We start from the raw sequence: 24,770 nt of genomic DNA, 5'->3' as shown, positions 1-24,770 counted from the left end.
CATCGACGTCCATGCCCCGAAACCGATCCGCGACAGGTGGGACAATGGAGGCATGCCCGCCCACCGCGCAAGCGAGACGCGTGAGCTGTCGGTAGAGGATTCCTTGGACCTGCTGCACACCGTCCGATTCGGCCGTATCGCGTTCTCGCGGCATGCTTTACCCACGATCCGCCCGGTCCGGCACACCGTCGTGGACGGCTGCATCGTGATCGCCGCCGACCCGGCGATGATCCGCACGCTGCACCGCCAGGTCGTCGCCTACGAGGTCGACACCATCGACCACCACACCAGCCTCGGCCGGTGCGTGATCATCACCGGCATCGCAGACACCGTCACCGACCAGCAGGAACTCGCGCACTACCAGGTCCATCTACAGTCCGAAACGGTGGACAACCAGCTGATCGTGATCGATCCGGACATCATCACCGGCATCGAATACATCGGCAACGGCGCCTGAGCTAGGACGCGGTTCCCTTCGCCGGGTACACGGCGTCTACTTCGACCTCGACCAGCCAACCGGCGACCGGAAGGCCGGCGACCTCGAGCGCGAAGCGGGTCGGCCGTGCGGCATTGCGGACCACCGGAGCCGCGGGCGCCGCGGTGCCGAGCGGCACGAGTTCGGTATCGCCGCTGTCCAGGTTGGTGTTGGCGAAGTACTGGCGGTAGGCCCGATTCCAGCCGGCATAGTCGGCTCGATCGGTGCCCGGCGCGTTGTCCAGGAACACCCGCATGGTCGTCACGTTGTCCAGGGCTAGTCCCTGCGCCTCCAGGTTCTCCTTGATCCGCGAAAGCACCGCCATGCCTTGTGCTTCCGTGACGGTGACACCGGCAGGCAGCACCCCGCCGGTGAATTGCGCTGGGTCGATGTAGAACTCGGGACTCCCCTCGCGGGCCGCCTTGTTGGCCACGGAGGGGCCGATGCCGCTCGTCTTGTAGAGCGCGGCGCCGTTGGCGATCACCACACCCTGCGCGATCATCGGATTCGCCTGTCCTGCTTCGAGAACGGGCTTGGTGCTCACCGCCTCCGTCGTCATCTTCTCGGGCTCCGCGGTACAAGCGGTGAGTGCAAGCGCGGCGGCAACGAGTGCGGCAGCGGCATACGGTCGGGTCATTCGATACTCCTTGGGGTGAGGTCAGCTGGCGGCGACGCGGGTGTGCAACGCGGTCACCACGTCGCGCGCCGAAGTGAAAGCGCCGTGCTGCCAGGCGATCGCGTTGGACAGGTGATCGCCGGCGAAGTAGATGCGCTGGACCGGCGCGAGCAGTTTGGTGTACTCGGGGGTGGCGACACCGCCGTGCGCGTCGCTACCGGACCAGCCGACCCACGCGCCCTCGGAATACTTGGTGCGCCGCCAGCTGCCGGAGAACGACGAGCTGATATCGCGCCCGTACTTCTCGCCGTGGATCGTCTTGCCCTCGGCGACCGCCTTGGCCAATCGCTGTTTGTGCGTGAGTGATTCGAACGCCTGATGCCGCTTGCCGGTGTTGTAGTAGCCGACCACCACGCCGCGATCGGCGTTGAAATGGTCGTAGGGGAACATGATCTGGGCGATGTCCTTATCGGTGTTGCTGGCACCGCCGTAGATCCGGTCCTCCAGCTCCCACCAACGGCGCAAGTACTCGATGCCGAGCTTGCCGGAGGACACCGGCACCGCGGCCTTGAGCGCCGAAAGCACATCGGCGGGAAGGTTGTTGGCGAGCCGCCCGACCAGATTGGGCGGCAGTGCGCACACGCAGTAGTCCGCGTCGACAACCTGCCGCTTGCCGCCCTGGGTGAACTCGACCCGTACCCCGTCGGTCGTATTGTGCAGCGCGGTCGCCTCGGCCCCGAACTTGATCCGATCCAGGCCGATCTTGCGCTGGAAGGCGTAGTAGATGCAATCCATCCCGCCGATCGGGGTCATCATCATCATGGCCTGGTCGTAGTCGAACTCGAAGCTGAAGTTGCGGCCGAGGCCGCCGCGGATCACGTCGGACATCGGGTACGGCTGCCGCGGCGCACCGAAGTTCATTCCGGCGCCGGGCTCGGAATCGTAACCGCGGCGCGGAGATCCGACGTAGCGCCCGTCGCTGGACAGATCGCCGAAGTCGCGCAGGAACGACGACAGCGCCTCTTTGTCCGCCGTCGACAGCACATCGTCGAGCGCGCCCCTGGACGCCGCCTTCTGCAACAGCTCCGCCATATAGCCGTACACATCGGCCTTCGCCGTCCGGTACTGCACCGACTGCCCGGACAGCGCGGTGTCGCTCTTGTAGTGCACCAGCGTATTCGCGTTCTGATTGCCGAAAGGCTGGATGGGGACACCTAATTCGCGGCAGTAATCCAGGGTGATGTGCCCCTGCGGAATGCGGGTCGCGCCGAGGTTGAAGAAGTGCCCGTCGGAGAACGTGCAGTGCTGGGTTTCGCCGTTGAGGTCGGTCTCGCTGGTTCCGTTGCGGATCGACCACACCCGGCCGCCCGGCCGCTGCCTGGCCTCCAGCACCGTGACGTCGTAGCCGGCCTTGCGCAGTTCATAGGCCGCGCACAACCCCGCAGGCCCGCCGCCGAGCACGACGACCGAGTTCTTGCCCGACGCCCGCCCGATCAGATCGCCCATCGCGGGCGGGTCGAAGCGCTGCGGCGCCTCGGCCGGCGCGGGCGCCAGGCCGAGCGTCGACAGCGCGCCGTAGGCCAGTCCCGCGCCACCGGTCACGCCGAGGCCCTGTATCAAAGATCGCCTGGTGACAGTCAATTCGAGCTCCATCCGCCGAGATGTCCGTGCTGGGGAAAATCGTCGGACGGACGCGAGTCGAGGCCGCTACGGCGAGGCAACGATTCACCGATCGTCGAGTGGGAGCGGGGCCGCCGGTATTTCCCACTCGCCGACGGACAACCGAAGCGCTACCGCAATATCCGCGAAACGCGCCGCCGATAGCCTCACCGCACCAGGTGTGTGGGAGGTGTGGCGGATGACTGCTCTGGCCGACGCCGTCGCGCGGTCCTTTTCGGCAGGTGAGCCGGAGCGCCCGGCGGTTTCACCGTTGCGCGCCCTGGGGCGCAGGCAGCTGTCCGGCGCCGAGTTGCTGGGTCAGTCGGTCGCGACGACCGCGCCGGCCGCGTCGATGGTGTTGCTGCCGGTCACCATGCTCAGCCACGAGACGTTGCTGCCCGGGCTGATCACGATCGTCGTCGCGACGGTGGTGACCACGCTGATCGCCGGCGGCGTCGCGCAATTCGCCCGGCGGCTGGCCGCGTCCGGCGGTCTGTACACGTTCGTGTTCCAGGGGTTGGGTACTCGGGCGGCACTGACCTGCGGCGTCGGCATGCTGGTGAAATATCTCGGGAGTGCGGCGCTGACGATGTATTTCGGCGGGCAGTCGGCGATCGCGGTCGCGGCTCAGCTCGGCGTTCACCTGCACGGGTGGCGCGTCGCGGCGGTGTATCTGGCGGTCGCGGCGGCCATCGGCGGTGCGCTCGTGCGCGGGGTGCGGTTCGCCGCGGTGGTGATCCTCGCGGTCGAGGCGTGCTCGCTGACCTTCATCGCCGGATTGATGCTGCTGTCCGGCGCACCGGGCGAAGTACCGATCACGTCGCCGAGCACCGACGGGCCCGGCGTGCTGCTCGTGGCATTGTCGGCGCTGTTCGCGCTGGCCGGGTTCGAGAGCGCCACGTTCTTCGGGCCCGAGACCCGGCGGCCGCTGGTGACGGTGCCGCGCACCGTCCTGTGCACGCCGGTCCTGTGCGGCGCATTGTTCATCTTCGCGGCCTGGGCCGCTTGGTCCGGACGGGCTGGTGTGCTGGTCAACGCCTACCTACACGGCACGGCGACCGGGGTGAGTCCGCTCGTGGTCATCGTGCTCGATATCGGCCTCACCTGCTCGTGGCTGGCGTCATCGATGGCGTCGTCGAATGCCGCGTCCCGGCTGATCTATTCGATGAGCTTGGAAGGCGTGCTGCCGCGGGCGTTCACCCGCGTGAACCGGCGCCTGCGCACCCCACACGTCGCGCTCGCGGCGATAGTGGTCGTCGTGGCCGGTGGCGAGCTGGTGTTCCTCGCGCTCGACGGTGTGCCGAACGAGGCGAAGATGATCGTCCGTACCGCACTCGCCGCCGCCTATCTCCTCGTCGCCGCGGCATCGGTGCGGTTCTTGCGCCGGATCCACGAAGTACGCCCCAGGGACACTTATTTCGCCACGGTCGGCGGTACGGCGATCGCCGCGATGTTCGCTGCCCTGCTCGTATTCGGCACTCAGGGCAGCATTCTCGCCTTTGCCACGACCGCTGTCTCGGTGACCGCGGCAGGCTTGTTGTGGCACCGCTACTTACGCGACGCACACCCCCGAAGCCTCAACACCATAGGAGTTTTCGACAGTCCCGAATCGGCCGATGTCCTACCCGGCGCCGGGGTCTTCGCCGTGAACGCGCGCGGCACTATCGCCCTGGTCGGCGCGCAGCGCACCGACGCCAGCGGGCCATGACCACCCAGCACCGCGACGGCGCGCCGAGCGGCCACGAACCGCGCGCCGTGCAGAAGGCACTGGCGCTGCTCGAGGCGGTGGCCCGGCTCGGCTCCGGCGCCACCGCGAAAAGCATTGCCGCGCATACCGGTATCCCGCCCGCCACCGCCTACCGGCTGCTGAACCTGCTGGTCGCCGACGGCTACCTGGTGCGCATCGAGGACCTGTCCGGCTTCGCCCTCGGCCGTCGCACCCGCGAACTCGCCGGCGCCGCACCGCCGCCCGCGGACAACCGCCACGTCCTCGACGAGCTGCGCGCCCAGATCCGCTTCGGCATTCACCTGGCCGCGTTCACCGGGAACCGAGTTCGGTTGATAGACAAGGACCCCGACCACGAACTCGGCGGCGAACATCTCCTCGGCACGCATCTGCACGCCTCGGCGATCGGCAAACTGCTCCTCGCCGCGCACCCGGAACTCGCCGGCGGTCCGTTGCGCAGAGTCACCGCGACGACCATCACCTCCGCCGTCCGGCTGGCCGAGGAACTCCGCCGGGTCGCCACCACCAACGCGGCCACCGAGGTCGACGAATGCCGGGTCGGCCGCAGCGCCCTCGCGGTGCCCGTGCACGCCGACGACGGTGCGCTGGTCGGCGCCTTGGCCGCGATCGGCACGACCGGTCGCATCGCCGTGCACGACCCGGCCCTGCTCGACCTGTTGCGCGCCCGCGCCGCCCGGCTGACCCTCGTCGCGGCGTAGTTGTCTGCCGTGGGCGAACATGGACCGCTACGGTTGCGCGAGGTGTAAGACTCGTCGATATGGCAGCAGAAGAGAATGGCGTCGTAGTCGATCTCGATGCGCACCGTCGGAGCGAGCCACGCCGGAGCCGGGTCGAGACACCCGAGCCGCGCGAGGTGGCGACGGTCTCACCGCTGCTGCGTTCGGTCTACGGCGAGGTGCTGCGCGACGAACGCCAGGATCAGGACCGTACGCTGGCCGAGGTCGCGGCCGAGGTCGGCATGTCCAAGCAGTACCTGTCCGAGATCGAGCGGGGACGCAAGGAAGCGTCCTCGGAGATGCTGCATTCGATCTGCGACGCGCTGGGCCTGCCGGTCGAATCGCTGCTGTTCCGCGGCGCACGGAGGCTGGGCGCGCTGGGCCGGCTCCGCCGCCGCCCGGTCTCCGAGGCCCACGTCCAACTGCTGGCGGCCTAACGGTCGCGGGTGAAGATCAACTCGTCGGCCAGGCCGTACTCCACCGCCTCCTGCGCGGTGAACACCCGATCGCGCGCGGTGTCCTTGCGCAGCTGCTCGACGCTCTGACCGGTGTGCTTGCTGAGGATGGCCTCGGTCTGCGCGCGAATCCGCATCACCTCCGCCGCCTGCAACGCCAGGTCCGAGATGGTGCCCTGCCCCTGCGCCGACGGCTGATGCAGCAGCACCCTGGAGTGGTTCAGCACGTAACGCCGCCCGGGCGTGCCCGCCGACAGCAGCACCGCCGCCGCCGACACCGCCTGACCCATGGCGTAGGTCTCGACCGGCGTCCGCATGAACTGCATGGTGTCGTAGATGGCCAGCATCGCCGTGTTCGAGCCGCCCGGGGAGTTGATGTAGAGGCTGATCTCGCGATCGGGCGACTCCGACTCGAGGTGCAGCAGTTGCGCCATCACGACATTCGCGACGCCGTCGTCGATCTCGGTGCCCAGGAAGATGATTCGGTCGTTGAGCAGCCGGCTGAACACATCGAAGGAGCGCTCGCCGTTCGGCGTGCGTTCGATGACATGGGGAATCGTGTACTGGGACATGGTCACAACCCCGCTCGGTGTGCGTTGGTGAATGGTGCGATCTGGGCGAAGCCGGCCGCGATCTCGTCCACGATGCCGTATTCGCGCGCCTGCTCCGGCGTGAACCAGCGGTCGCGGTCGCTGTCGGTGCGGATCTCCTCCAGTGAATGACCGGTCTCCGCGGCGAGAATCTGCTCCGACTGGAGCTTCATGTACTCCAGGTTCTCCGCCTGGATCGCGATGTCCATCGCGGTGCCGCCGATGCCCGCGGACGGCTGATGCATCATGATCCGGCTGTGCGCCAAGCTGATTCGCTTGCCCTTGGTGCCGGAGGCGAGCAGCACCTGCCCCATGCTCGCGGCGAAGCCGACGGCCACGGTGACCACGTCGTTCGGGATCAGCTTCATCGTGTCGTAGATGGCGAGCCCGGCGAGCACGGACCCGCCCGGCGAATTGATGTAGATGACGATGTCGCGCTTGTTGTCCTCGCTGGCCAGCAGCACCAGTTCGGTGCAGGCCCGCTCGGCCATCGCGTCGTCGACCTCGCCGGTCAGTTGGATGGTCCGATGGCGGAACAATCGATCGGCTAGTTGACCTCGGTAGTCCAGGTGCGATGTTTCGATCATGCATCAGGTCTATCGCCCGCGGACCGGCAAATGCCCCGGTGTCTGCCGACAGCAGACGCACGGCCTTCCGCATCCGATCGCGGTGCCGCTGACCGGCGCGAATCCCGGCAGGGGGTGCGGATCTTCGGCTGCATCTCGTAGAGTGCGCGAATGGTAGACAGTGTTGCGGCGGTGGTGCTGCGGGCGGCGCGGCCGGCGGATGCGGCGACCGTCGCCGAGATCTGGTACGCCGGATGGGGCGACGCGCATCTGGGGAACGTGCCCGATGAGTTGATCGTGGCCCGCACCCGCGAATCCTTCGATACCCGTGCGGTGCAATACATCCCGAATACCACCGTCGCGACGGTGGGCGACGCAGTCGCCGGGTTCGTGATGGTGCTCGGCGACGAGGTCAATCAGGTCTACGTCGCCGCCGGCCATCGCGGCTCCGGGATCGCCCCGATCCTGCTCGCGGCCGCGGAATCGCGGGTACGCGACAACGGCCATCAGCGAGCGTGGTTGGCCGTCGTGCCGGGCAACGCGCGCGCCCGCAAGTTCTACGCGAACAACGGCTGGTCCGACGAAGGCCTGTTCATGCTCGACGCGCCCGGCCCGGCGGGCACCATCGATGTACCGTGCCACCGCTACGTCAAACGGGTCGACTGATCTAACGCACGCCGAGCACGAGCGGGAACTCCGGCTGCCCGCCCAGCAGGAACGCGCCCGCCGTTTGGATCATCTGGTCGTGTGCCATGAGATGCGTTGTCATGGTGCTCATATCGCGCAACCAGACGTCGAGCGGGTTCGGCTTGTACACCGATTCGGTGCCGACCAGCTCGCACAGGCGGGCAATGATGTGGCGACAGGCGCGGTAGGAATGGGTGCGGGTCAGCAACGTCTGAATGCGGATGTCCGCCGGGATATCGGCAAACCGGTTCTCGTCCAACGCATCCCACAGCGTGCGCAGACTGTCGACCACCGCGCCGCGGGCGACGATGTACTCCATCTCGCACTCGCCCAGAATGTATTGCGCCCGATAGTTGTCCGCCCACTTCTGCCCGGTCGTCGCCACGACCTTGCTCTGCGCGAGCTCGCGGACGTAGTCCAGTGCGGCCCGTGTCGCGCCGAGCGGGATGCCGGGCATCACCCGGGCCAGGGTCTCGGGTTCGCTGAGTTTGCCTGTGCCGCCGCGTGGTTCGTAGAAGTCGAAGCAGTGATGCTCAGGGATGAAGAGGTCGTCGACGGCATAGTCGTTGCTTCCGCTGCCGCGCAGACCGGTGCTGTCCCAGGTGTCGAACACCTGGACCTGATCGCGGCGCATGAAGAACATCTTCGCGATCGGCGCGCCGTCGGCCATCGCCATCTCGTCGCCGTCGAAGATCATCGCTCCGGCGACCACGAGGTCGGCGTGATCGATCGCGCTGCCCAGCTTCCAGCGGCCGGTCAGGCGATAGCCGCCGTCGGTCCGCACCGCCCGGCCTGCGGGCGCGATCAGTCCGGAGGTGATCAGGTCCCGCGTCGGGATCAGCTCGGCGAGAGCCTGTTTGTCGAGGAACCCGGCGTAGATGCCGGTCGCCGCCCCGATCATCGCGCACCACCCGGTGGCGGTGTCGCCGTAGGCCAGCGCCTCGAAAATCTCCATCTGCTCCAGCGAGGTCAGCCCGGGCCCGCCGAGCTCGGCACTGAATCCCATCGCGTAGATGCCCATGGCACGCAGCCGTTCGACGATGTCGCGCGGTAATTGCCGGGCCGCGTCGATCTCCTGCCGGCGCGTCGCCAGTTCCGGCGCGAACGCCCGCGCCGCGGCAAGAAGTTCGGCCGCCGTAGTCGATTCTCCGGTCACCATCGCCCCCAATCAGGTCCAGCCACAATCGAATTCGCGCCCCTGCCCGCCCGCCAATCCTAGCCCCGACCTCGGCCTGCGACCCCGGGAATCACCTTCCCGACGCAACGGTACAGATCCACCACGCGGACCAGCCACGCCCACAATCAAGTATCCCCACCCGCCGCACCCCCCACCAGCACCCGGACCGCTGACCGAACCAACTAGTCCCGCACCGCCGCGTGGGGCACCGGCTCCCCGGTGGCGGCCATGCTGCCGAGCAGGGCCAACGCCCGCTCCGATTCGGAGCCAGGTTCCGCGTGATAAGCAATCAGCATCTGCCCCGGCGCACCGTTCACGGAGAACGTCTCGTACGACAGCCGCAGCTCCCCGACCATCGGATTGACGAACCGCTTGAGCCCCGCCGTCTTCCCCTTGATGTCGTGCCGCGCCCACAGCCGCCGGAAGTCCTCGCTCTTCAACGACAGTTCCCCGACCAGTTCGGTCAGGTGCGGATCGTCGAGATCGCCCGCGCTCGCCCGCAGGCTCGCCACCGTCTCCGCGGCATGAACCGCCCAGTCCGGGTAGATGTTTCGCGCCTCCGGATCGAGGAACATCATCCTGACCTGATTGATCCCCGGCACCGAACACGCATTGACCGCGACGGCGAGCGAATTCGCGGCGAGCACATCCAGGTGCCGGCCGAGCACCAGCGCAGGCGTGTCCGGCCACGCCCGCATCAACGCCAGCAACCCCGGGCTCACCCGCTCCGGACGCTGCGGCGCCCGCCGGCGTCGCACCACCGGACGGGCCAGCTCGCGCAGATGCGCGGCCCCCTCGTCGTCGAGCGCGAACACCCGGGCCAACGCCGCCACCACCTGCTCGGACGGATGCTTGTCCCGCCCTTGCTCGAGCCGCACGTAATAGTCGGCGCTCATCCCTGTGAGTGGTGACACCTCCGAACTCCCTATGGCCTGAGCTGCGAATCTTCAACCGGACCGGCATGATCCCGCATGGCAAACCACTGTCGCATGGCCGTGCACGGTGCTCATTCTCTACCCGCGGGCCACGCGCATCTTGAGAATCACTAGCCGACTCCGGAGCGGAGCCGTTCTTTCCGGCCAACCGTGCCAGCAAACCCCGCGAATACGCCCGCGCCCGATGACGCGGCTCCGCCCGCAGAAGACGTCCAGCCACCCGACCGCACAACTCGTCCAACCCAGCCGTCCACGTGCCACCAGTGGGTACTCCCTACTCACTGCGAGCGCCCCGGCGAGTACAGCGTCATGCGGCGCAAGAACAGTTGCGTTACCTGAGGAAGCTAACCCTGTGTTGAACTAACAAATCGAACGCAGTTTTAGCTGCCACATCTTTCGCGTCATTTTGATACGGATTAGCGATTACCCCTTGTCGAAATAGTTCATAGAGTAGTATCCAATTTCTATCGATGTCGTAGCCGATTGCGGGCGCTGCCAGAAGGTCTCTTGCATACTTCTCAACAGCTGCGACGGCGTTACTCTGGCCAAGGTGGTGCAATAGGAGAATCGGAATGCAGTCCGCTGAGTCAATGACAGCCTGAGTCGCGGATTGTTCTATTTTCACCCCCTCCGAACGCATGATGTGAAGCACCCAAGACATACCATCTGATCGCCTGAATCGAGCATGTCTCTTAAGAAGCATATTTAGTTCATCAGCATAATTGATACCGTCGGCATTGCTGATATCGAATATATGACTTACTTCCGGAAGCAAGCCTGGACTATGGAAGCAGATCGTAAACAGGCAGGGAAGGATCTCATCCGCGCGGATCTCGATATCCTTCGTTCGCAATACTGCGTCTATTGCGAACTTTAAGACGCTACCGTCGGGCGATGTTTTAGCCAGTTCCAGAGCTTCTTCAAGATAGGGTTCTAATCGAGAAAAGTGAGTGGGCCTCGGAATTTGCGGTATGAGAGTGCGCATCCAGTCGGGTTTGCCAGGAAGAGGCAGAGGCTCGACCCTCGTCTTTCTCCCATTAAGCTTCAATCCGAAGGATGACAGTGCTTTAGAGAGATCAAGAATGAACTCTTCGGCCTCTTCTCGGTTCTTGGCGTAGAATTCATAGTCATCCACAAAACGAATATACTTGTAGCCTAATTTCTTCAAGGTTTCGTCGACGGCACTTAAAACCATCTCAGCCCCCAGCGCAGAAGTGCCAGGGCCCACATGAAGCCCTAATGTTTCCCCACGATTACAATTGCGAAACCGCATGTCCAATTCGTTGTACCAAAGGCTTGGCTGTCGATTTTGCTTGGCAACCTGATGCCCGACGAGCGCCCACGGTATCGAGTGTGTGTAGAAACCCGGATAGAAGTTGGCTATATCGGCAGATACCCGATACTCGGCTCCGAATCTAATCCACCGATTAAACAGATTGTTCTGCGATTTCTGCTGTCCGTAGTTCATCGCAAACAAACGTCCGTCCCCATGGTTCGCGGGACGAAATTGGCTATAACTATTTTTGGATAAGAATTTCAGCGAAGCCCAATTCTGGGCGATTGTACCGACCAGATGCACGTACGGCAATGGGTGTGGAATGGAAAGTCGCCTAGCCACCAAATTGAACCTGGTCGCCTCATAAGGCACGGCATCGAAGTCCCTGCGTATACCCTTTCCTGGCCCGCACCGTGAAGTCACTTCACGAGCAATTTTGACAGTCAGCGCTGCCGAACTTAGAGAAGGCGGAACTTCGTCGTGGCGCTTTCCCATAGCCGGAAGGTAGTTATAGCGCAGCAGGCTAGAATGCACCTGTATCGATATTGGTATGCGGAACCGCATACCACCGAGTTTCACCATCAGGCTCTCAGATTCCTCTCGAATTACTTCAATACATGTGCTCGAAACTTCGACTATAGAGCAGACACAATGGTTCTATCGATGCTCTATCAAGAACATGAGGCTCATTCATTGAATTCGACTCTCACTCATCGGTTCGAGTGGTCGACCTTAGGTCGTTAGGCTAATATTCTTGGCTTGCGAGATCATTGGTCTCTTCGTGGTGTCCCGCGCAGCGGCTATAACGTTCTTGACACTCGACTCAATGGTCGGATACAAGATTTCCACCCTATTCGGAGTTTGACTGAGGTACTGAGTCCAACAGCGTACGTGAGCCCACTGACACAACCGATGTCTCAGCCAGTGCTTCTCAGGCCGAAGGCACTGGCAACTCACCTATCGGTGCGCCCGCCACCGGGCTATCGCGGTCCGGCGACCTCAACCACGAGGAGTGTGTAACCGACATCTCACGCCGGCCAACATCGCGACTTCCTCGCGGCGCAGCCCGGCCACCCGCCGCCGGACATCCCGAAATCCTCCGGGCGGACCAGCTCGCGCCGAGCCCGGAGAAAGACGCCCAATCGGTTGTCCGAATCCATCCTTCGAGCCTAAGCGAGCCCATGGCCGGCTGGGTGGCCCTCTCGCTACCAGGAACTCCTCCCCCTGGCAGGGCGCGCTGACCAGCGCGAATGTTGTGGTCATGACAAACAACCTCAGCGGCCGCGTGGCGGTCGTCACCGGAGCTTCCAGTGGGATCGGATCCGCTACCGCGCAGCGGCTCGCCGCAGACGGCGCGAAGGTCGCGCTGCTCGGGCGGCGCAAGGATCGGCTCGAAGACCTGGCCGCCCAGATCGGTGGCGAGGTGCTCGCGGTGACGGCCGATGTGGCCGTGCAGCAGTCGGTGCGGGACGCCGCGGCGACCGTGCGGGCGGCGTTCGGGCCGGTCGATCTCGTGGTCGCCAATGCGGGCGTCATGCTCGGCGCCCCGTTCGAGTCGGCGCAGACCGACGAGTGGGAGCAGATGCTCGGCACCAATATCAACGGATTGCTCTACACCGGAAGGGCTTTCATCGACGACCTGCTCGCCGCGGCGAGCAACGGCGAGCGGGCCGATCTGGTGCACGTCGGCTCGATCGGCGGGCACGTCGCGTTTCCCAACTACGGCGTCTACTGCGCGACCAAGGCCGCGGTCGCGCACCTGACCCGCAACCTGCGCACCGAGTTCGGGTCGCGCGGCGTCCGGGTGAAGACCATCGAACCCGGTTTCGTCAGCACCGAACTCGGCGCGGGCATGCTCGATGAGGACCAGAAGTCCGTCCTCGCCGGTTGGCGCAGCGAGATCGGAACCCTGGTCGCCGAGGACATCGCGGACGCGATCGCCTACGCGGTCACGGCCCCGAAGCGGGTGAACATCGCCGAAATGATCGTCGTACCAACAGCACAGGGCTGATCCGAAACGAAAAGCCCGCCGGCGCAACGTGCGCCGGCGGGCATTCGCGGTCCGGGTAAGGACTACTTCTCGATGCCTTCGAAGTCGAACAGGCCGTTCCAGGCCAGCTCGGCCTTCTTGACCTTGTCCGAGCGGCCTGCCGCGGCCACGTAGTCGAACATCGGGATGTCGACCATGTCCTTGAGCAGCAGCGCCTGCGCCTGGCCGACGATCTTGTAGGACTCCGCCAGCGTCGGCGCTGCCAACGCGGCGTTCAGCAGGGCGTCGAACTCCGGGCTGTTGTAGTTGACGTTGTTCCCCTCGGAGAAGCTGTAGTACTGCGAGGTGAGGAACTGGAGCATGGTCGGGTAGTCACCCTGCCAGCCGTAGCGGAACGCCTTGCCGATGGTCTTGGCGTTGATTGCGTCCCGGATGGTCTTGAACGTCGGATACGGCGTGCCGACGGCCTCGATGCCGAGGGTGTTCTTGATGCTGTTCGCCGTGGCCTCGATCCAGCCCTGGTGGCCACCATCGGAGTTGTAGGCGATCTCGTAGGTACCCGACCACGGGGAGATGGCGTCGGCCTGCGCCCACACCTTCTTCGCCTCTTCCGGGTTGTACTGCAACGCCTCAACCCCGGGCAGGTTCTCGTTGAACCCGGGCAGGGTGCGGGCGGTGAAGTCCCGCGCGGGCAGCCGCAGACCGTGGAAGATGTTCTGGCTGATCTGCTCTCGGTTGATCGCCATGGACAGCGCCCGGCGTCGCAGCAGGCCCTCCTGGCCGCCGAAGTGCGGTGCGTTGGTCTGGATGCCGATGGCCGCCTTGTACGCGATCGGCTTGGTGATCGCGCGATCGCCGAGATCCTTCTGGTAGCTGGCCATCGCGCTGTCCGGAATCACGTCGAGGGTGTCCAGGTTGCCCGCCAGCAGATCGGCGTAGGCCGTCTCGAAGGTCTGGTACATCACGAACCGCAGACCCTTGTTCTTGGCCGGGCGCCCGCCCTTGTAGTCCGGGTTGGCGATCAGGTCGATCTGCACGTTGTGCTGCCAGGCGCCGTTCTTCGCGAACTTGTACGGGCCGTTGCCGATCGGGTTCTCACCGAACGCCTTCATGTCCTTGAACGCGGCCTCGGGCAGCGGGTAGAACGGCGCGTAGCCGAGCTCGGTCTCGAAGTCGATGGACGGCTGCTTCAACGCGACGGTGAAGGTCTTGTCGTCGACCACCTTCAGGCCCGACATCGTCTGCACCTTGGCGTCTTTCGCCTGCACCTCGTCGAAGCCGGCGATCGGCGCGAAGACGTAGCTCTGCAACTGGGCATTGCTGCCGAGAGCGCCGTAGTTCCACGCGTCGACGAAGGACTTCGCGGTCACCGGGGAGCCGTCGGAGAACTTCCAGTCCGGCTTGATGGTGATCTTGTAGTTCTTCCGGTCCGTCGTCTCGATCGACTGCGCCAGCTCGTCGTGCGCGACACCGCTGGCGTCGTAGTACTTCAGCCCCGAATACAGCCGGTCGACGACGCGCCCGCCCATGTTCTCGTTGGTGTTGGTGGGCACCAACGGATTCTGTGGCTCGCCGGCATTGGTCGTGACGATGTCGGCATCGCCCCCGTCGTCCGACGAGCAAGCGGTCAGCCCCAGGCTTGTGGCCATGAGCGCCGCCGCGAGCAGCGCACCAGCTCTTGTGAATCTCACGCGTTCTCCCGATTTCGAACAGGCCCTCGGGACGCGCCGGGGCACAAACCGCGCCCCATCCCGATCACCTTGGAATGTTCTCGGACAGTAACCATTCCGAGACCAGTTGTCATGGGATCCACCGATGATCGGACCGGCCGCAGGTCACCGCGGCCGGTCGCCCGTTATGTCCGGCTCTCCAGGGTCTCCTTGACCTTGGCGATGGCGAAACCCCACGCCTGATCGAAGGTCGGTTTCGGGGGGATGGAGATCTCGTCGGGATTGGTGACGACGTCGAGCAGCACGGGCTTGCGTGCCGCGAAGGCCTGCGCGACCGCCTCGTCCAGGTCCTCGGGATCGGTCACCCGGCGCGATTCCAGACCCATCGCGGCGGCGACCGCGGCCAGGTCCGGGTTGTCCAGCACGGTGCCGAACTCGGGCAGGCCACCCTCTTCCTGCTCGAGTTTGACCATGCCGAGGCGTCCGTTGTTGAACACCACCAGCGTGACCGGCAGGTCATAGGTGACCGCGGTGCGTAGATCGCCGAGCAGCATCATCAGCCCGCCGTCGCCGCAGAAGGCGACGACCTGGCGGTCCCGATCGAGGATCTGCGCGCCGAGCGCCTGCGGCATGGCGTTGGCCATCGACCCGAAGTTGTACGAGCCGATCAACCGGCGCGAGCCGCGCAGGCTGAGGAATCGGGACAGCCACACGGTGGACATGCCGGTGTCCGAGGTGAAGATCGCGTCGTCGGCGGCGTGCGTGTTGACCGCGGCAGCCACCGCTTCCGGGCGGATCAGCTGGTCCGGGTTGTCCAGGTGCTTGCGGATCCGGCCGAGGAGTTTGCGGTCGTGCTTGGGTTCGGCCAGGCGCTGCTGGAGTCCGGTCCAGCGCTGGTACTCCGTCTGCGCCTTCTTCAGGTGCTTGTCGGACGACTTCGTATCCAGCTTCGAGAGGAGTTCGCGCAGCGAAGGACCGGTGTGGCCGACCAGCGCGACGTCGACCGGGGTGCGGCGACCGATGTGGTCGAGCCGCGAGTCGAGCTGGATGACGGTCTTGCCGGTCGGATACCAGTCCCGATACGGGAAGTCGGTGCCGACCATGAACAGCACGTCGCAGTCCTCGAGCGCCGAGTTGGCGGCGGGATTACCGATCAGGCCGGTCTGCCCGACCGCATACGGATTGTCGTGTTCGAGGCCCTCTTTCGCCTTGATGGTGAGCACCATCGGCGCGGAGAGCTGTTCGGCGAGCCGCAGCACCTCGGCGCGGGCTTCCCGCGCGCCGATGCCGACGAGCAAGGTGACCTTGTCCGCCTTGTTCAGCGTCTCGGCGGCCTGCACGATCTCGGTCACGCCGGGCACGGTCGTGCGGTCACGCGCGACGAACCGGGGGCGGATATCGGTGTCCAGCTTCAGGCCACCGATATCGCCCGGAATGGTCAGCACGGAGACGCCCTGGCGGGACACCGCCGCGTTCACGGCCTGTTCGAGCAGGCGCGGCATCTGCGCGGCATTGGTGACCGTCGCGGTGAACTCCGAGACGTCGCGGAACACCGCGTCGTTGTCGACCTCCTGGAAGTACTCGCTGCCCATCTCGGAGGTCGGCACCTGCCCGCAGATCGCGAGTACCGGTGCGTGTGATTTCTTGGCGTCGTAGAGACCGCCCAGCAGATGGATCGAACCGGGGCCGACGGTGCCCGCGCACACCCCGATGGTGCCGGTGAGCTGGGCTTGCGCGCCCGCCGCATAGGCGGCGACCTCTTCGTGTCGCACGCCGATCCATTCGATTCGATCCTCCCGACGGATCGCGTCGGTGATCGGGTTGAGCGCGTCGCCGACGACACCCCAGACCTGGGTGACGCCCTCGTCCGCCAGCGCAGTGACGATCATTTCCGCAACCGTGGTCATCCTCAACTCCTCCGCGTCATAGTCGGTTCTGCTGGGCGGCCGCTGTCATCGAGAGACTCGTCGGCCGGTGACCAGGCCAACCAGGAACAACAGGATCACGGCGCCCGCGATGCAGGTGAAGAAACTGAACCAGAGCCCGCCGCCCTCGACGTCCACGCCGAACAGCTTCAGCAGGAAGCCGCCGAGCAGACCGCCGACCACACCGACGACGATATTCAACAGAATGCCCTGCTGAGCATCCGTCTTCATGATCTTGCTGGCAAGCCACCCGGCAAGACCGCCGATGATGATCCACCCGATAATCCCGAGACCCAGCATGATGTCCTCCTGTTCGTTCGCACCCTGGAAAGGCGCGCTGCGCCGGTCATACCCGCCGAAGCGCGGCCCAAGCAGCACAGCGAGGTTCACCACATCGAAACTCGCTGACCGTTTGCCCGGGCCCTCGCCGGGTAGCCGGGGGGCATGAGCGACTCCCGTCCCCGCGACAGAGTCCGTACCCCGCCCGCCAACCGGCTCGAAGGAGCCGAATCCGGTGGCGCCGTCGCGCGGATTCTGGTCGTCGTTCCGGTGCGCAACGAGGAGCGACTGCTACCCGCCTGTCTGTCCGCATTGGCGCACGCGGCCGGGCGCGTCGAGGTTCCGGTCCGGGTTCAGCTGGTGCTCGACGGGTGCACCGATGGTTCCGCGGACGTTCCCCCGTCGAACGTCGCGGTGATGCAGGTCGACGAGCGCAATGTCGGGGCCGCCCGTGCGCTGGGTTTCGCGCACGCGGGCGCGAACTGCGCGGCCGAGACCTGGTTCGCGACAACGGATGCCGATTCGGAAGTCGATGATCGGTGGTTGCAGAACCAGCTCGAGTACGCGCACGCCGGAAGCGACGTCGTTGCCGGAATCGTCGGCGTGCGCAGTTGGGCGGATCACGCCGCCACCACCCGGCAAAGCTATGAGCAGGAGTACGGCACCGGCGGCGAACACGGACATGTGCACGGCGCGAATCTCGGCTTCCGGGCCGACGCCTACTGGCGGGTCGGCGGCTTCCGGCACCTGCGAACCGGTGAGGACGTCGATCTGGTGTCCCGCATGGTGACCGGTGGGGCGCGGATCGCGTGGGCCGAGGACGTGCTCGTCACCACCTCCGCGCGCCGGGTCGGTCGCGCGCCCCAGGGGTTCGCTGCGCATTTGCGACGACTGGAGAACACCTATCGCGCCGAGAGCAGGAGCGCCTGATGCCGCCCACTGACATCCTGAACACCGCGCCCACCGCGACCGCGAGCGCGCTACAGCGACTCGCGGACGCCGGCCGGCTGGAGCTGCCTTATCCCGGATCCGGACGCACCCTCGACCGCTGGCGCTCGCTGGCCGATTTCGCCTTCGGCAATGTGGTGATCGGGCGGATGGTGGAGGCGCACGCGGACGCCGAGGCGATTCTCGCGGAGCTGGACGGCGGGGTGGTCGAACGCGGTCAGATCTGGGGCGTGTGGGCGGCCGAGCCGCCGAAGCCGGTGCTACAGGCGCGATTCGAGGCCGGCCGGTGGACGTTGGACGGGCGTAAGCCGTGGTGCTCCGGCGCGACTATTTGCACCCATGCTCTGGTCACCGCGCGGGCCGGCGACGAGCGTCGGTTGTTCGCCGTCGACCTCAGTCAACCTTCCGTTCGCGCGGTGCCCGATACCTGGCACGCCGTGGGCATGGCGGAATCCGATTCCGGTGCAGTGGATTTCACCAATGCGGCCGCTGAGCCGGTCGGCGGACCCGGCGCGTATCTGACCCGACCGGGGTTCTGGCACGGCGCTATCGGTGTCGCCGCTTGCTGGTATGGCGGGGCCTGCGCCGTCGCCCGCACCCTGCACGATCGCGCAACCGACGAACACGCCCTCGCGCATCTCGGCGCGGTCATGAGCGGATTACACGCCGCCGCACTGTGTTTGGCGGATGCCGCAGAACAGATCGACGCCGACCCGGACGACCGTTCCGGTACCGCACGGCTGCGCGCCCGGACCGTGCGGGCGGTGGTCGAGGACGCGGCGTCGGCAACCATCGATCGGGTCGGGCGCGCGCTCGGCGCCGGTCCGCTGTGCGCCGATGCCGAGCACGCGCGACGCGTCGCCGACCTCACCGTTTATCTCCGCCAGAGTCATGCGGAGCGAGATCTGGCCGATCTTGGCCGTGACTACGCGGAAAAGGAGTTCTCATGGTTGCCGAACCGCTGATCGATCTCGCCGCCCGGGGCACTCCCGAGCGCACCTGGACCCGGTGGCGCAGCCGGCGACCGGAGCTATCCCTCACGGGCTGGCGGCATTTGATCGTCGTCGCGCCGCATCCCGACGACGAGGTGCTCGGCGTCGGCGGCTTGATCGCGCTGGCCCGTGCGCACGGGCTGCCGGTCACGGTCGTCACGGTGACCGACGGCGAAGCGTCGCACCCGGGCTCGCCCACCTGTTCGCCGACCGAGCTCGCCGATCTGCGCGTGGCGGAATCTCGGCGTGCGGCAGCCGAACTGGGCGTCGAACCACCGATTCGGCTCGGCATCGGCGACGGCAAGGTGGCCGCCGAGGAAGCGGCGCTGACCGAAGCGTTGTCCCGCGTCCTCACCGAGTGCGGACACGCGGGCGCGTGGTGCGCGACCACCTGGCGACGCGACGGTCATCCCGATCACGAGGCGGTCGGCCGGGCCGCCGCCGCGGCCTGCGCGGGCACCGCGACCCGGCTGCTGGAATTCCCGGTGTGGATGTGGCACTGGGCAACTCCGGAACACCCGGTAGTCCCGGGCAGCCGCGCCCGAACGCTCACCTTGCCCAGCACGGCGGTCGAGGCCAAGCTGCGCGCCATCTCGCAATTCCAGAGCCAGATCCTGCCCATGTCGGAGGATCCCGCCGACCAGCCGATCCTGCCGCCGCACGTGCTGGACCGGTTCACCGGCAACACAGAAACGTACTTCGTATGAGCGAAACCAGGCTCGCCACCGAGTATTTCGACGACATGTACGCCCGCGATCCCGACCCGTGGGGCTTCACCACCCGCTGGTACGAGCAACGCAAACGCGCGCTCACCATGGCCGCGCTGCCGAAGACCCGCTACCACAACGCCTTCGAGCCCGGCTGCTCGATCGGCACCCTCTCCGCCGAGCTCACCGACCGCTGTGATCGCCTGGTCTGCACCGACATCGCCGCCCAGGCCCTCGACTCGGCCGGCCGGCGCATCGACCGGCTGCCCGAATCCGAGCGCGGCGCGGTCGAATTCCGCCGGTGGGCGCTCGGCGAACCCTGGCCCGACGAACACTTCGACCTGATCGTGCTCAGCGAGGTCTGCTACTACCTCGACTCGGTCACCCTGCGCACCGCGTTCGCCCACGCCGTCGACCACCTAGAACCCAACGGCGCCCTGCTCTGCGTGCACTGGCGCCGAAAGGTCCCCGAGTACCCACTCTCCGGCGACCACGTGCACGCCATCGCCCGCACCACCCACGGCCTGACCGCCCTGGCCGGCTACCACGACGAAGACCTGCTCCTAGACGTCTTCATCGCCGGCGACCCCATCTCCGTCGCCACCACCGAACACATCGAATGAGTTGATCGCTACGCCATCGCGAAGCGGAGCAGCGCCTGCTTGTCGCCCTGCTTGATCTTGCCCTTGCGGTTCAGCACTTCCAGTTGCCAGGTGGAGCCGGAGCGGAAGGCGCGGGCGACGGCGTTGGCATTGTCCGCGCCGAGCAGCGACGGCCAGATGTCGGCGACCTGCTGGCTGCTGCCGCCGCTCGCGTCGTAGACCTTGAAGCTGATGTTGTTCGCCTTCTCGAACGAGCTGCCCTTCTTGAAGGCGGCCGCGACGAAGACGATGGCGTCGATACCGCCGGGGACGTCGGCGAAGGTGACATGGACGGTCTCGTCGTCGCCCGCCGCGGCGCCGGTCTGCTCGTCGCCGCTGTGCAGGACCGAGGCGTTGCCCAGCGGGTCGAGGGAGTCGAGGCCGGCGAAGCGGACCGGCTCGGCACCCTGCATGAGGATGGCGATCAGGTCCAGGTCGACGCCTTTCTTACGGCGTGCCCAACCGAGTGCCCCGCCGCTGGTCCCCGCCGAAGGATCCCAGCTCACGCCGACACTCAGCTTGGTGACGCCGGCGAGATCCGCGGCGCCGTCTTCTTTCTTGAGCGTGATCATGGGTTCAGGTTAGCGGGGGTTTCGTAACTCCAAGCGCCAGAAAGATTCTCATTCGGGACATCGACGATGACGGCAGGGCGGCAGGGCGGCAGTGAAACCTATTGATAGCGAATAGCTCTCGATGCCGATCAGGCGATGGAAGTGGCCTTCGCCAGCAGCCGGTGCAGCTGCCGTTGCTCCCTGGCAGACAGCCGGCGCAGTGGCAGATGCTGGGTCATCGCGTCGACCAGCTGCTCGCGCTGCGCTGCGCCCGCTGCGGTGAGGGCAACCACTTTCACCCGCTTGTCGTCCGGTCCGGGTAGTCGCTCGACCGTGCCGCGTTTCTCCAGCTTGTCGATGATGAAGGTGACCGTCGACGGGTCACTGCAGGTGCGGCGGGCCAGCTCGGACATCGACGGCAGCGCGGCCGCCGGGGTGAGGTGCCAGAGCACGTTCGCGGAGGGCACGGTGAGATCCAGGTCACGCAGGACGCTCACCAGCGCGGCGTCCAGCTGGTCGGATACCGTGCGAAGCTCGGCGAGCAGGCGATAACCCAGGTCCGCTTCAGGCAGGTCCGCTGTCACGGACGACAGTTTAGCCAGCTACTTGAAGTCTCCTATGAAGTTACTTTGACACTCAAATTTCGACGGGGTGATTGCGGCTGGCGCATCGTTCGGCCGAGGTCTCGAGATCAGCTGACGCTTCGGCGTGCCGCGGGGCGGCGGTGACCAATCACCTTGGCCGACTGGCTATTTACAAAGCGGCCCGGGACGCGGTTCGGTGGGGCATGGGTGATCCGCTGAAAGAACAGGACCTCGCGGCGCAGGCGCTGGCATTGGTGAACCAGGCGGCGGGGCCGTATCTGGAGAGTCTGCCGGAGCGTTTGGTGCGCGAGGCGACCAACGATCCGCTCATCGATGAACTCGGCGGCCCGCTGCCGGAACAGGGCGGGGGTGCGCTGGCGGCGATCGAGGAGTTGCTCGCGGTCGGCACGCAGGCGGCCGTGCACTCCTCCGGGCCGCGCTTCTTCCACCTCGTGGTCGGCGGGGCCACACCGGCGGCGATGGCCGGTGACTGGGCAACCGCGCTGCTGGACCAGAACGCGGGGTTGTGGGTCACCTCGCCGCTCGCCTCGCGCACCGAGTCCGTCGTGCTCGGATGGCTGAAAGATCTGTTCGGCCTGCCGCAGGACTTCGGCGGAGTGCTCACGCCCAGCGCCACTTTCGCGAACCTGACCGGGTTGGCGGCGGCGCGCTACTGGTGGGCCGATCGGCACGGGGTGGACGTGGTCGCCCAAGGTCTGGTCGGACTGCCGCAAATGCCGGTGCTGACCAGTGGATACGTGCATGCCAGCACGCGCAAGGCCTTGCAGATCCTCGGCTGTGGCCGAGATACCTTGCGCACCTTCGTCCGTGACGACGCCGGACGGATCGATCTGGCCGCGCTGGAGCGGGCGCTGATCGAACTCGACGGCGCACCCGCGGTGATCGTCGGCAACCTCGGCGAGGTGAACGCCGGCGACTCCGACCCCATCGATGAGCTGGCCGATCTCGCCGAGCAGTACCGCTGCTGGCTACATGTCGACGGCGCGTTCGGATTGTTCGCGGCCATCTCACCGCGCACGGCACACCTCGCCCGCGGAGTCGAACGAGCCGACTCGATCACCGCCGACGGCCACAAATGGCTGAATGTGCCACAGGAAAGCGGGTTTTCGTTCGTCAAGGACAGCTCGATACTCGGCAAGACCTTCGGCGGCTGGGGCGCAGCCTACCTACCCACCCTCGACGACGAACAGATCAGCTACAACATGCACGGCCCCGAATCCTCCCGCCGCGCACGCGCATTCCCCATCTGGGCAACCCTGCGCGCCTACGGCCGCGCCGGCTACCGAGAAATGGTGGAACGCCATCTCGATGTAGCCGCCCACCTCGGCCGAATCGTCGATGACGCACCCGACTTCGAACTACTCGCCCCAGTCCAGCTGTGCGTCACCTGTTTCCGCTACCGCCCGCCCGGCGTCCCCGACTCCGACCTGGACACCCTCAACGCTCGCCTCGGCGCGGCCGTCCTCGAAGACGGCCGCGTCTACGTCGGCACCACCACCTACCGCGGCGTGACCGCCCTACGCCCCACCTTCGTCAACTGGCGCATCACCGAGCCCGAGGCGGACCTGCTTATCCAGGTGATCCGAGAGATCGGACCCGAACTCTAGCGAATGCTCACCGATGGCAGGTCAGGTCATCGAACGCCTTGTTCAGATCGTCGAGACTCGCTGCGGCATAGAAGCTTCCGCCGGAAAGGCGGGCGATCTCGCGCAGTGAAGGGTGATCGACCGGTACCCGGACGAGGGAGTTCGGGCCGGAAACTTCGGGGACCTCGACCGTGCCCTGGTCCGTGCCCAGCGCGATGGACGAAACATGAACATTGGCGCGGTTCGCTTCGCGCGACGCCGTATAGCCACCCCGCGAATCGTCCAAGCTCATCGGGACCGTCTGTTTGCCATCGGAAAGCAAGACGATCCGTGCGGGTCGGGACGGCAGGTCACCGGGAGCAAGGTTGCGGATCGAGGACAACGCCGTGAAGATACCCTCGCCCGTGGCGGTGCGTTCAGCCAGCTCCAAGCGATCGAGGCCGGCCTTGAACGTTTCGCGGTCTGTGGTCGGCGTGACCAACTCTGTTGTCGCACCGGCGAATTCGATCAACCCGAGGCGGGTCTGCTTCGGCAGCCGATCTGCGAAGGACTTGCTTGCCTGCCGAGCGGCGGTGAGCCGATCCGGTGCTACGTCCGTCGCCTTCATGGACAGCGACACGTCGAACAAGAGCACCACTGCGGTGTCACAACCGCCCATGGGCGCCGGGACGGGCTGAGCCGCACCCGATACGACGCGCGAGCATCCGGAAAGCCACAGCAGGACAGCGAGCGCAAGCACACCTGCTGCGCTCGGCGACCTGCTACCCGAGCTCACGAATCGCCTTGTCCGGTGCCAGTCCATAAGCCATTGCACCCCCGGTCTTTTCGAGAACTCGCCGACGCCCCGCTGAGCAAACTACTCGCACGGCCGATGCGATGTCGAGACACCAGAAACCGGGCTACAGCGGTCAGGGCAGGAACTGAAGAGTCGAACGCTCACCCTTGCGCAGGGCCTCGGTATGCGCATCGACGTTGATTCCGTCACTCAACGTCGCGCCCGCATCCAGTTTCGCCACCACCCTGGCCTCGGCTTCCTTGGTGGCCGCGGCGGCATCGAGCAACGCCTCGACCCGCTCGGGCTCGACCACGATGACCCCCTCCTCATCCGCAAGGATCACGTCCCCCGGAGACACCGGAACACCACCGCAGGTCACCGGAATCTGCAGCTCACCGAGCTGAGAGGTGGTCCCCGCCATAGGCGTGATGAACCGACTGTAGATCGGCAGCTCACACCCCCGAACATACGAAATATCCCGATATCCCCCATCGATGATGATCCCCCCGAGCCGCCGCGCCAGCGCCCCACGCGCGAAAAGCTCTCCAGCAAAAGCGATCTCCCGCCCACCACCATCCACAACGATCACATCCCCCGGCGAAGCAGCCTCGATCGCCCGCAACACCCCGAAGAAGTCGCCTCTGCACCGCACAGTGAACGCGGTCCCCACAATCCGCACCCCTGCCGACCGGGCTCGAATCCCGCTGTCCAACACCCGAATCGACTTATCCCCATCACAGATAGCAGTCGTATCAACGGAGTCGAACTTCGCAACAACCTCATCAGCCACCATCGGCGCCACCCTCTTCCAGGCTCGGAGTATGCAGTCGCCTCGACCATACTTCCCAGCCCGGATCCCGCCTCGGCGTACCGGAACTACAGCGGGTCTTGAATATTGAAGGTGTAGACCTCCCCGTCGTACCAGAACAGTGCCGCCATCGACGCCTCCGGCGGATCCACCCGGCAGTACTCGAGACCCGTCAGCGGAATCGATTTCTTCCCCAGGCACCGCACCTCCCGCGACTTCGGAATCGGCCCCTTCAGCTCGAATCGCTTACCGGACACCGCGATCGTAGACGGCCCATGCCAATACCAATCAGGCTTGCCGAACAACCACCAGTAATAACCGAAGATGACCGAGACCACCAGAACAACAGCGGTCACCGATACCGCGACCACCTTTTTCCGCCTAGAAGTCATCT

Annotated in this window: 26 protein-coding genes; 11 read left to right on the top strand and 15 right to left on the bottom strand. The window is 65.8% G+C overall.

Annotated features, from left to right (window positions below; all coding sequences use genetic code 11):
* Window positions 1–52 precede the first annotated feature (52 nt).
* Window positions 53–457 carry a pyridoxamine 5'-phosphate oxidase family protein gene (locus tag AB0M22_RS00545; protein ID WP_364719164.1) on the top strand — a complete coding sequence of 135 codons (405 nt, stop codon included), beginning with the start codon at window positions 53–55 and terminating at the stop codon, window positions 455–457.
* A 1-nt stretch (window position 458) separates the two neighbouring features.
* On the opposite strand, the gene AB0M22_RS00540 is transcribed toward AB0M22_RS00545, so the two are convergent.
* Both AB0M22_RS00540 and AB0M22_RS00535 read right to left on the bottom strand, forming a co-directional pair.
* Window positions 459–1,112, bottom strand: coding sequence for a Rid family hydrolase (locus tag AB0M22_RS00540; RefSeq protein WP_364719162.1), 654 nt, complete (start codon window positions 1,110–1,112; stop codon window positions 459–461).
* Between the two features lie 21 nt (window positions 1,113–1,133).
* Complete coding sequence (locus tag AB0M22_RS00535; RefSeq protein WP_364721586.1) at window positions 1,134–2,708, bottom strand: FAD-dependent oxidoreductase; 1,575 nt, start codon at window positions 2,706–2,708, stop codon at window positions 1,134–1,136.
* 241 nt (window positions 2,709–2,949) lie between these two features.
* Between AB0M22_RS00535 and AB0M22_RS00530 the strand changes: the two genes are divergently transcribed.
* From AB0M22_RS00530 to AB0M22_RS00520, 3 genes are read left to right on the top strand one after another with little or no spacing between them, the layout of a single operon-like run.
* Entirely contained in the window at window positions 2,950–4,458 is a 1,509-nt protein-coding gene (locus AB0M22_RS00530; protein ID WP_364719159.1) for an APC family permease, read from the top strand.
* Entirely contained in the window at window positions 4,455–5,195 is a 741-nt protein-coding gene (locus AB0M22_RS00525; protein WP_364719157.1) for a helix-turn-helix domain-containing protein, read from the top strand. The genes AB0M22_RS00530 and AB0M22_RS00525 overlap by 4 nt, the downstream gene beginning before the upstream one ends.
* A 59-nt stretch (window positions 5,196–5,254) precedes the next feature.
* Window positions 5,255–5,650, top strand: coding sequence for a helix-turn-helix transcriptional regulator (locus AB0M22_RS00520; protein WP_364719155.1), 396 nt, complete (start codon window positions 5,255–5,257; stop codon window positions 5,648–5,650).
* Here AB0M22_RS00520 and AB0M22_RS00515 read toward each other — a convergent pair.
* A complete protein-coding gene (locus AB0M22_RS00515) occupies window positions 5,647–6,240 on the bottom strand; it encodes an ATP-dependent Clp protease proteolytic subunit (RefSeq protein ID WP_150402635.1) in 594 nt (197 codons plus the stop codon). The genes AB0M22_RS00520 and AB0M22_RS00515 overlap by 4 nt on opposite strands.
* A gap of 2 nt (window positions 6,241–6,242) precedes the next feature.
* Complete coding sequence (locus AB0M22_RS00510) at window positions 6,243–6,845, bottom strand: ClpP family protease (RefSeq protein ID WP_150402634.1); 603 nt, start codon at window positions 6,843–6,845, stop codon at window positions 6,243–6,245.
* Between the two features lie 150 nt (window positions 6,846–6,995).
* Between AB0M22_RS00510 and AB0M22_RS00505 the strand changes: the two genes are divergently transcribed.
* Entirely contained in the window at window positions 6,996–7,490 is a 495-nt protein-coding gene (locus tag AB0M22_RS00505) for a GNAT family N-acetyltransferase (protein WP_364719152.1), read from the top strand.
* Between the two features lies 1 nt (window position 7,491).
* On the opposite strand, the gene AB0M22_RS00500 is transcribed toward AB0M22_RS00505, so the two are convergent.
* The 3 genes from AB0M22_RS00500 to drt4 form a co-directional block, all read right to left on the bottom strand.
* Complete coding sequence (locus tag AB0M22_RS00500; protein ID WP_364719150.1) at window positions 7,492–8,670, bottom strand: acyl-CoA dehydrogenase family protein; 1,179 nt, start codon at window positions 8,668–8,670, stop codon at window positions 7,492–7,494.
* 200 nt (window positions 8,671–8,870) lie between these two features.
* Window positions 8,871–9,602, bottom strand: a complete 732-nt coding sequence (locus tag AB0M22_RS00495; RefSeq protein ID WP_364719148.1) for a helix-turn-helix transcriptional regulator — start codon at window positions 9,600–9,602, stop codon at window positions 8,871–8,873.
* A gap of 352 nt (window positions 9,603–9,954) precedes the next feature.
* A complete protein-coding gene (drt4, locus tag AB0M22_RS00490) occupies window positions 9,955–11,463 on the bottom strand; it encodes an antiviral reverse transcriptase Drt4 (RefSeq protein ID WP_364721584.1) in 1,509 nt (502 codons plus the stop codon).
* Between the two features lie 697 nt (window positions 11,464–12,160).
* On the opposite strand from drt4, the gene AB0M22_RS00485 reads away from it, so the two are divergent.
* Entirely contained in the window at window positions 12,161–12,910 is a 750-nt protein-coding gene (locus AB0M22_RS00485; protein ID WP_364719146.1) for an SDR family oxidoreductase, read from the top strand.
* Between the two features lie 62 nt (window positions 12,911–12,972).
* Here the strand turns inward: AB0M22_RS00485 and AB0M22_RS00480 are convergent, their stop codons facing one another.
* The 3 genes from AB0M22_RS00480 to AB0M22_RS00470 form a co-directional block, all read right to left on the bottom strand.
* Window positions 12,973–14,580, bottom strand: a complete 1,608-nt coding sequence (locus AB0M22_RS00480; protein ID WP_364719144.1) for an ABC transporter substrate-binding protein — start codon at window positions 14,578–14,580, stop codon at window positions 12,973–12,975.
* 164 nt (window positions 14,581–14,744) lie between these two features.
* Complete coding sequence (locus tag AB0M22_RS00475) at window positions 14,745–16,466, bottom strand: thiamine pyrophosphate-dependent enzyme (RefSeq protein WP_364719142.1); 1,722 nt, start codon at window positions 16,464–16,466, stop codon at window positions 14,745–14,747.
* A gap of 45 nt (window positions 16,467–16,511) precedes the next feature.
* Window positions 16,512–16,784 (bottom strand): GlsB/YeaQ/YmgE family stress response membrane protein, encoded by a 273-nt coding sequence (locus AB0M22_RS00470; RefSeq protein WP_364721582.1) that lies wholly within the window; start codon window positions 16,782–16,784, stop codon window positions 16,512–16,514.
* 144 nt (window positions 16,785–16,928) lie between these two features.
* On the opposite strand from AB0M22_RS00470, the gene AB0M22_RS00465 reads away from it, so the two are divergent.
* The 4 genes from AB0M22_RS00465 to AB0M22_RS00450 are packed head-to-tail and all read left to right on the top strand — an operon-like array spanning window position 16,929 to window position 20,033.
* On the top strand, window positions 16,929–17,693 hold the full coding sequence (locus tag AB0M22_RS00465) for a glycosyltransferase (RefSeq protein ID WP_364719140.1): 765 nt from the start codon (window positions 16,929–16,931) through the stop codon (window positions 17,691–17,693).
* Window positions 17,693–18,676: an acyl-CoA dehydrogenase family protein gene (locus AB0M22_RS00460; protein ID WP_364719138.1), complete on the top strand. Its 984-nt coding sequence runs from the start codon at window positions 17,693–17,695 to the stop codon at window positions 18,674–18,676. The genes AB0M22_RS00465 and AB0M22_RS00460 overlap by 1 nt, the downstream gene beginning before the upstream one ends.
* Entirely contained in the window at window positions 18,658–19,410 is a 753-nt protein-coding gene (locus AB0M22_RS00455; protein ID WP_364719135.1) for a PIG-L family deacetylase, read from the top strand. The genes AB0M22_RS00460 and AB0M22_RS00455 overlap by 19 nt, the downstream gene beginning before the upstream one ends.
* The gene (locus tag AB0M22_RS00450) at window positions 19,407–20,033 is read left to right on the top strand and encodes an SAM-dependent methyltransferase (RefSeq protein ID WP_364719132.1); all 627 of its coding nucleotides are present in this window, start codon (window positions 19,407–19,409) and stop codon (window positions 20,031–20,033) included. The genes AB0M22_RS00455 and AB0M22_RS00450 overlap by 4 nt, the downstream gene beginning before the upstream one ends.
* Window positions 20,034–20,041: 8 nt before the next feature.
* On the opposite strand, the gene AB0M22_RS00445 is transcribed toward AB0M22_RS00450, so the two are convergent.
* Window positions 20,042–20,623 carry a TerD family protein gene (locus AB0M22_RS00445; RefSeq protein WP_364719130.1) on the bottom strand — a complete coding sequence of 194 codons (582 nt, stop codon included), beginning with the start codon at window positions 20,621–20,623 and terminating at the stop codon, window positions 20,042–20,044.
* A gap of 128 nt (window positions 20,624–20,751) precedes the next feature.
* Window positions 20,752–21,186: a MarR family transcriptional regulator gene (locus tag AB0M22_RS00440; protein ID WP_364719127.1), complete on the bottom strand. Its 435-nt coding sequence runs from the start codon at window positions 21,184–21,186 to the stop codon at window positions 20,752–20,754.
* Window positions 21,187–21,389: 203 nt separating this feature from the next.
* Here AB0M22_RS00440 and AB0M22_RS00435 point away from each other — a divergent pair, with 203 nt between their 5' ends.
* Entirely contained in the window at window positions 21,390–22,814 is a 1,425-nt protein-coding gene (locus tag AB0M22_RS00435; protein WP_364719124.1) for a pyridoxal-dependent decarboxylase, read from the top strand.
* 7 nt (window positions 22,815–22,821) lie between these two features.
* Here the strand turns inward: AB0M22_RS00435 and AB0M22_RS00430 are convergent, their stop codons facing one another.
* The 3 genes from AB0M22_RS00430 to AB0M22_RS00420 form a co-directional block, all read right to left on the bottom strand.
* Complete coding sequence (locus AB0M22_RS00430; RefSeq protein ID WP_364721580.1) at window positions 22,822–23,451, bottom strand: VWA domain-containing protein; 630 nt, start codon at window positions 23,449–23,451, stop codon at window positions 22,822–22,824.
* Window positions 23,452–23,701: 250 nt separating this feature from the next.
* A complete protein-coding gene (locus tag AB0M22_RS00425; RefSeq protein ID WP_364719121.1) occupies window positions 23,702–24,361 on the bottom strand; it encodes an RraA family protein in 660 nt (219 codons plus the stop codon).
* Window positions 24,362–24,444: 83 nt separating this feature from the next.
* Window positions 24,445–24,768, bottom strand: coding sequence for a hypothetical protein (locus tag AB0M22_RS00420; protein WP_364719119.1), 324 nt, complete (start codon window positions 24,766–24,768; stop codon window positions 24,445–24,447).
* Window positions 24,769–24,770: the final 2 nt, after the last annotated feature.

Origin of the sequence: Nocardia sp. NPDC051756 (assembly GCF_040681495.1) — a bacterium.
Lineage (GTDB): Bacteria > Actinomycetota > Actinomycetes > Mycobacteriales > Mycobacteriaceae > Nocardia.
The sequence above is the reverse complement of the archived record's forward strand: the minus strand, read 5'-3'. Positions and strand labels throughout refer to the sequence as shown.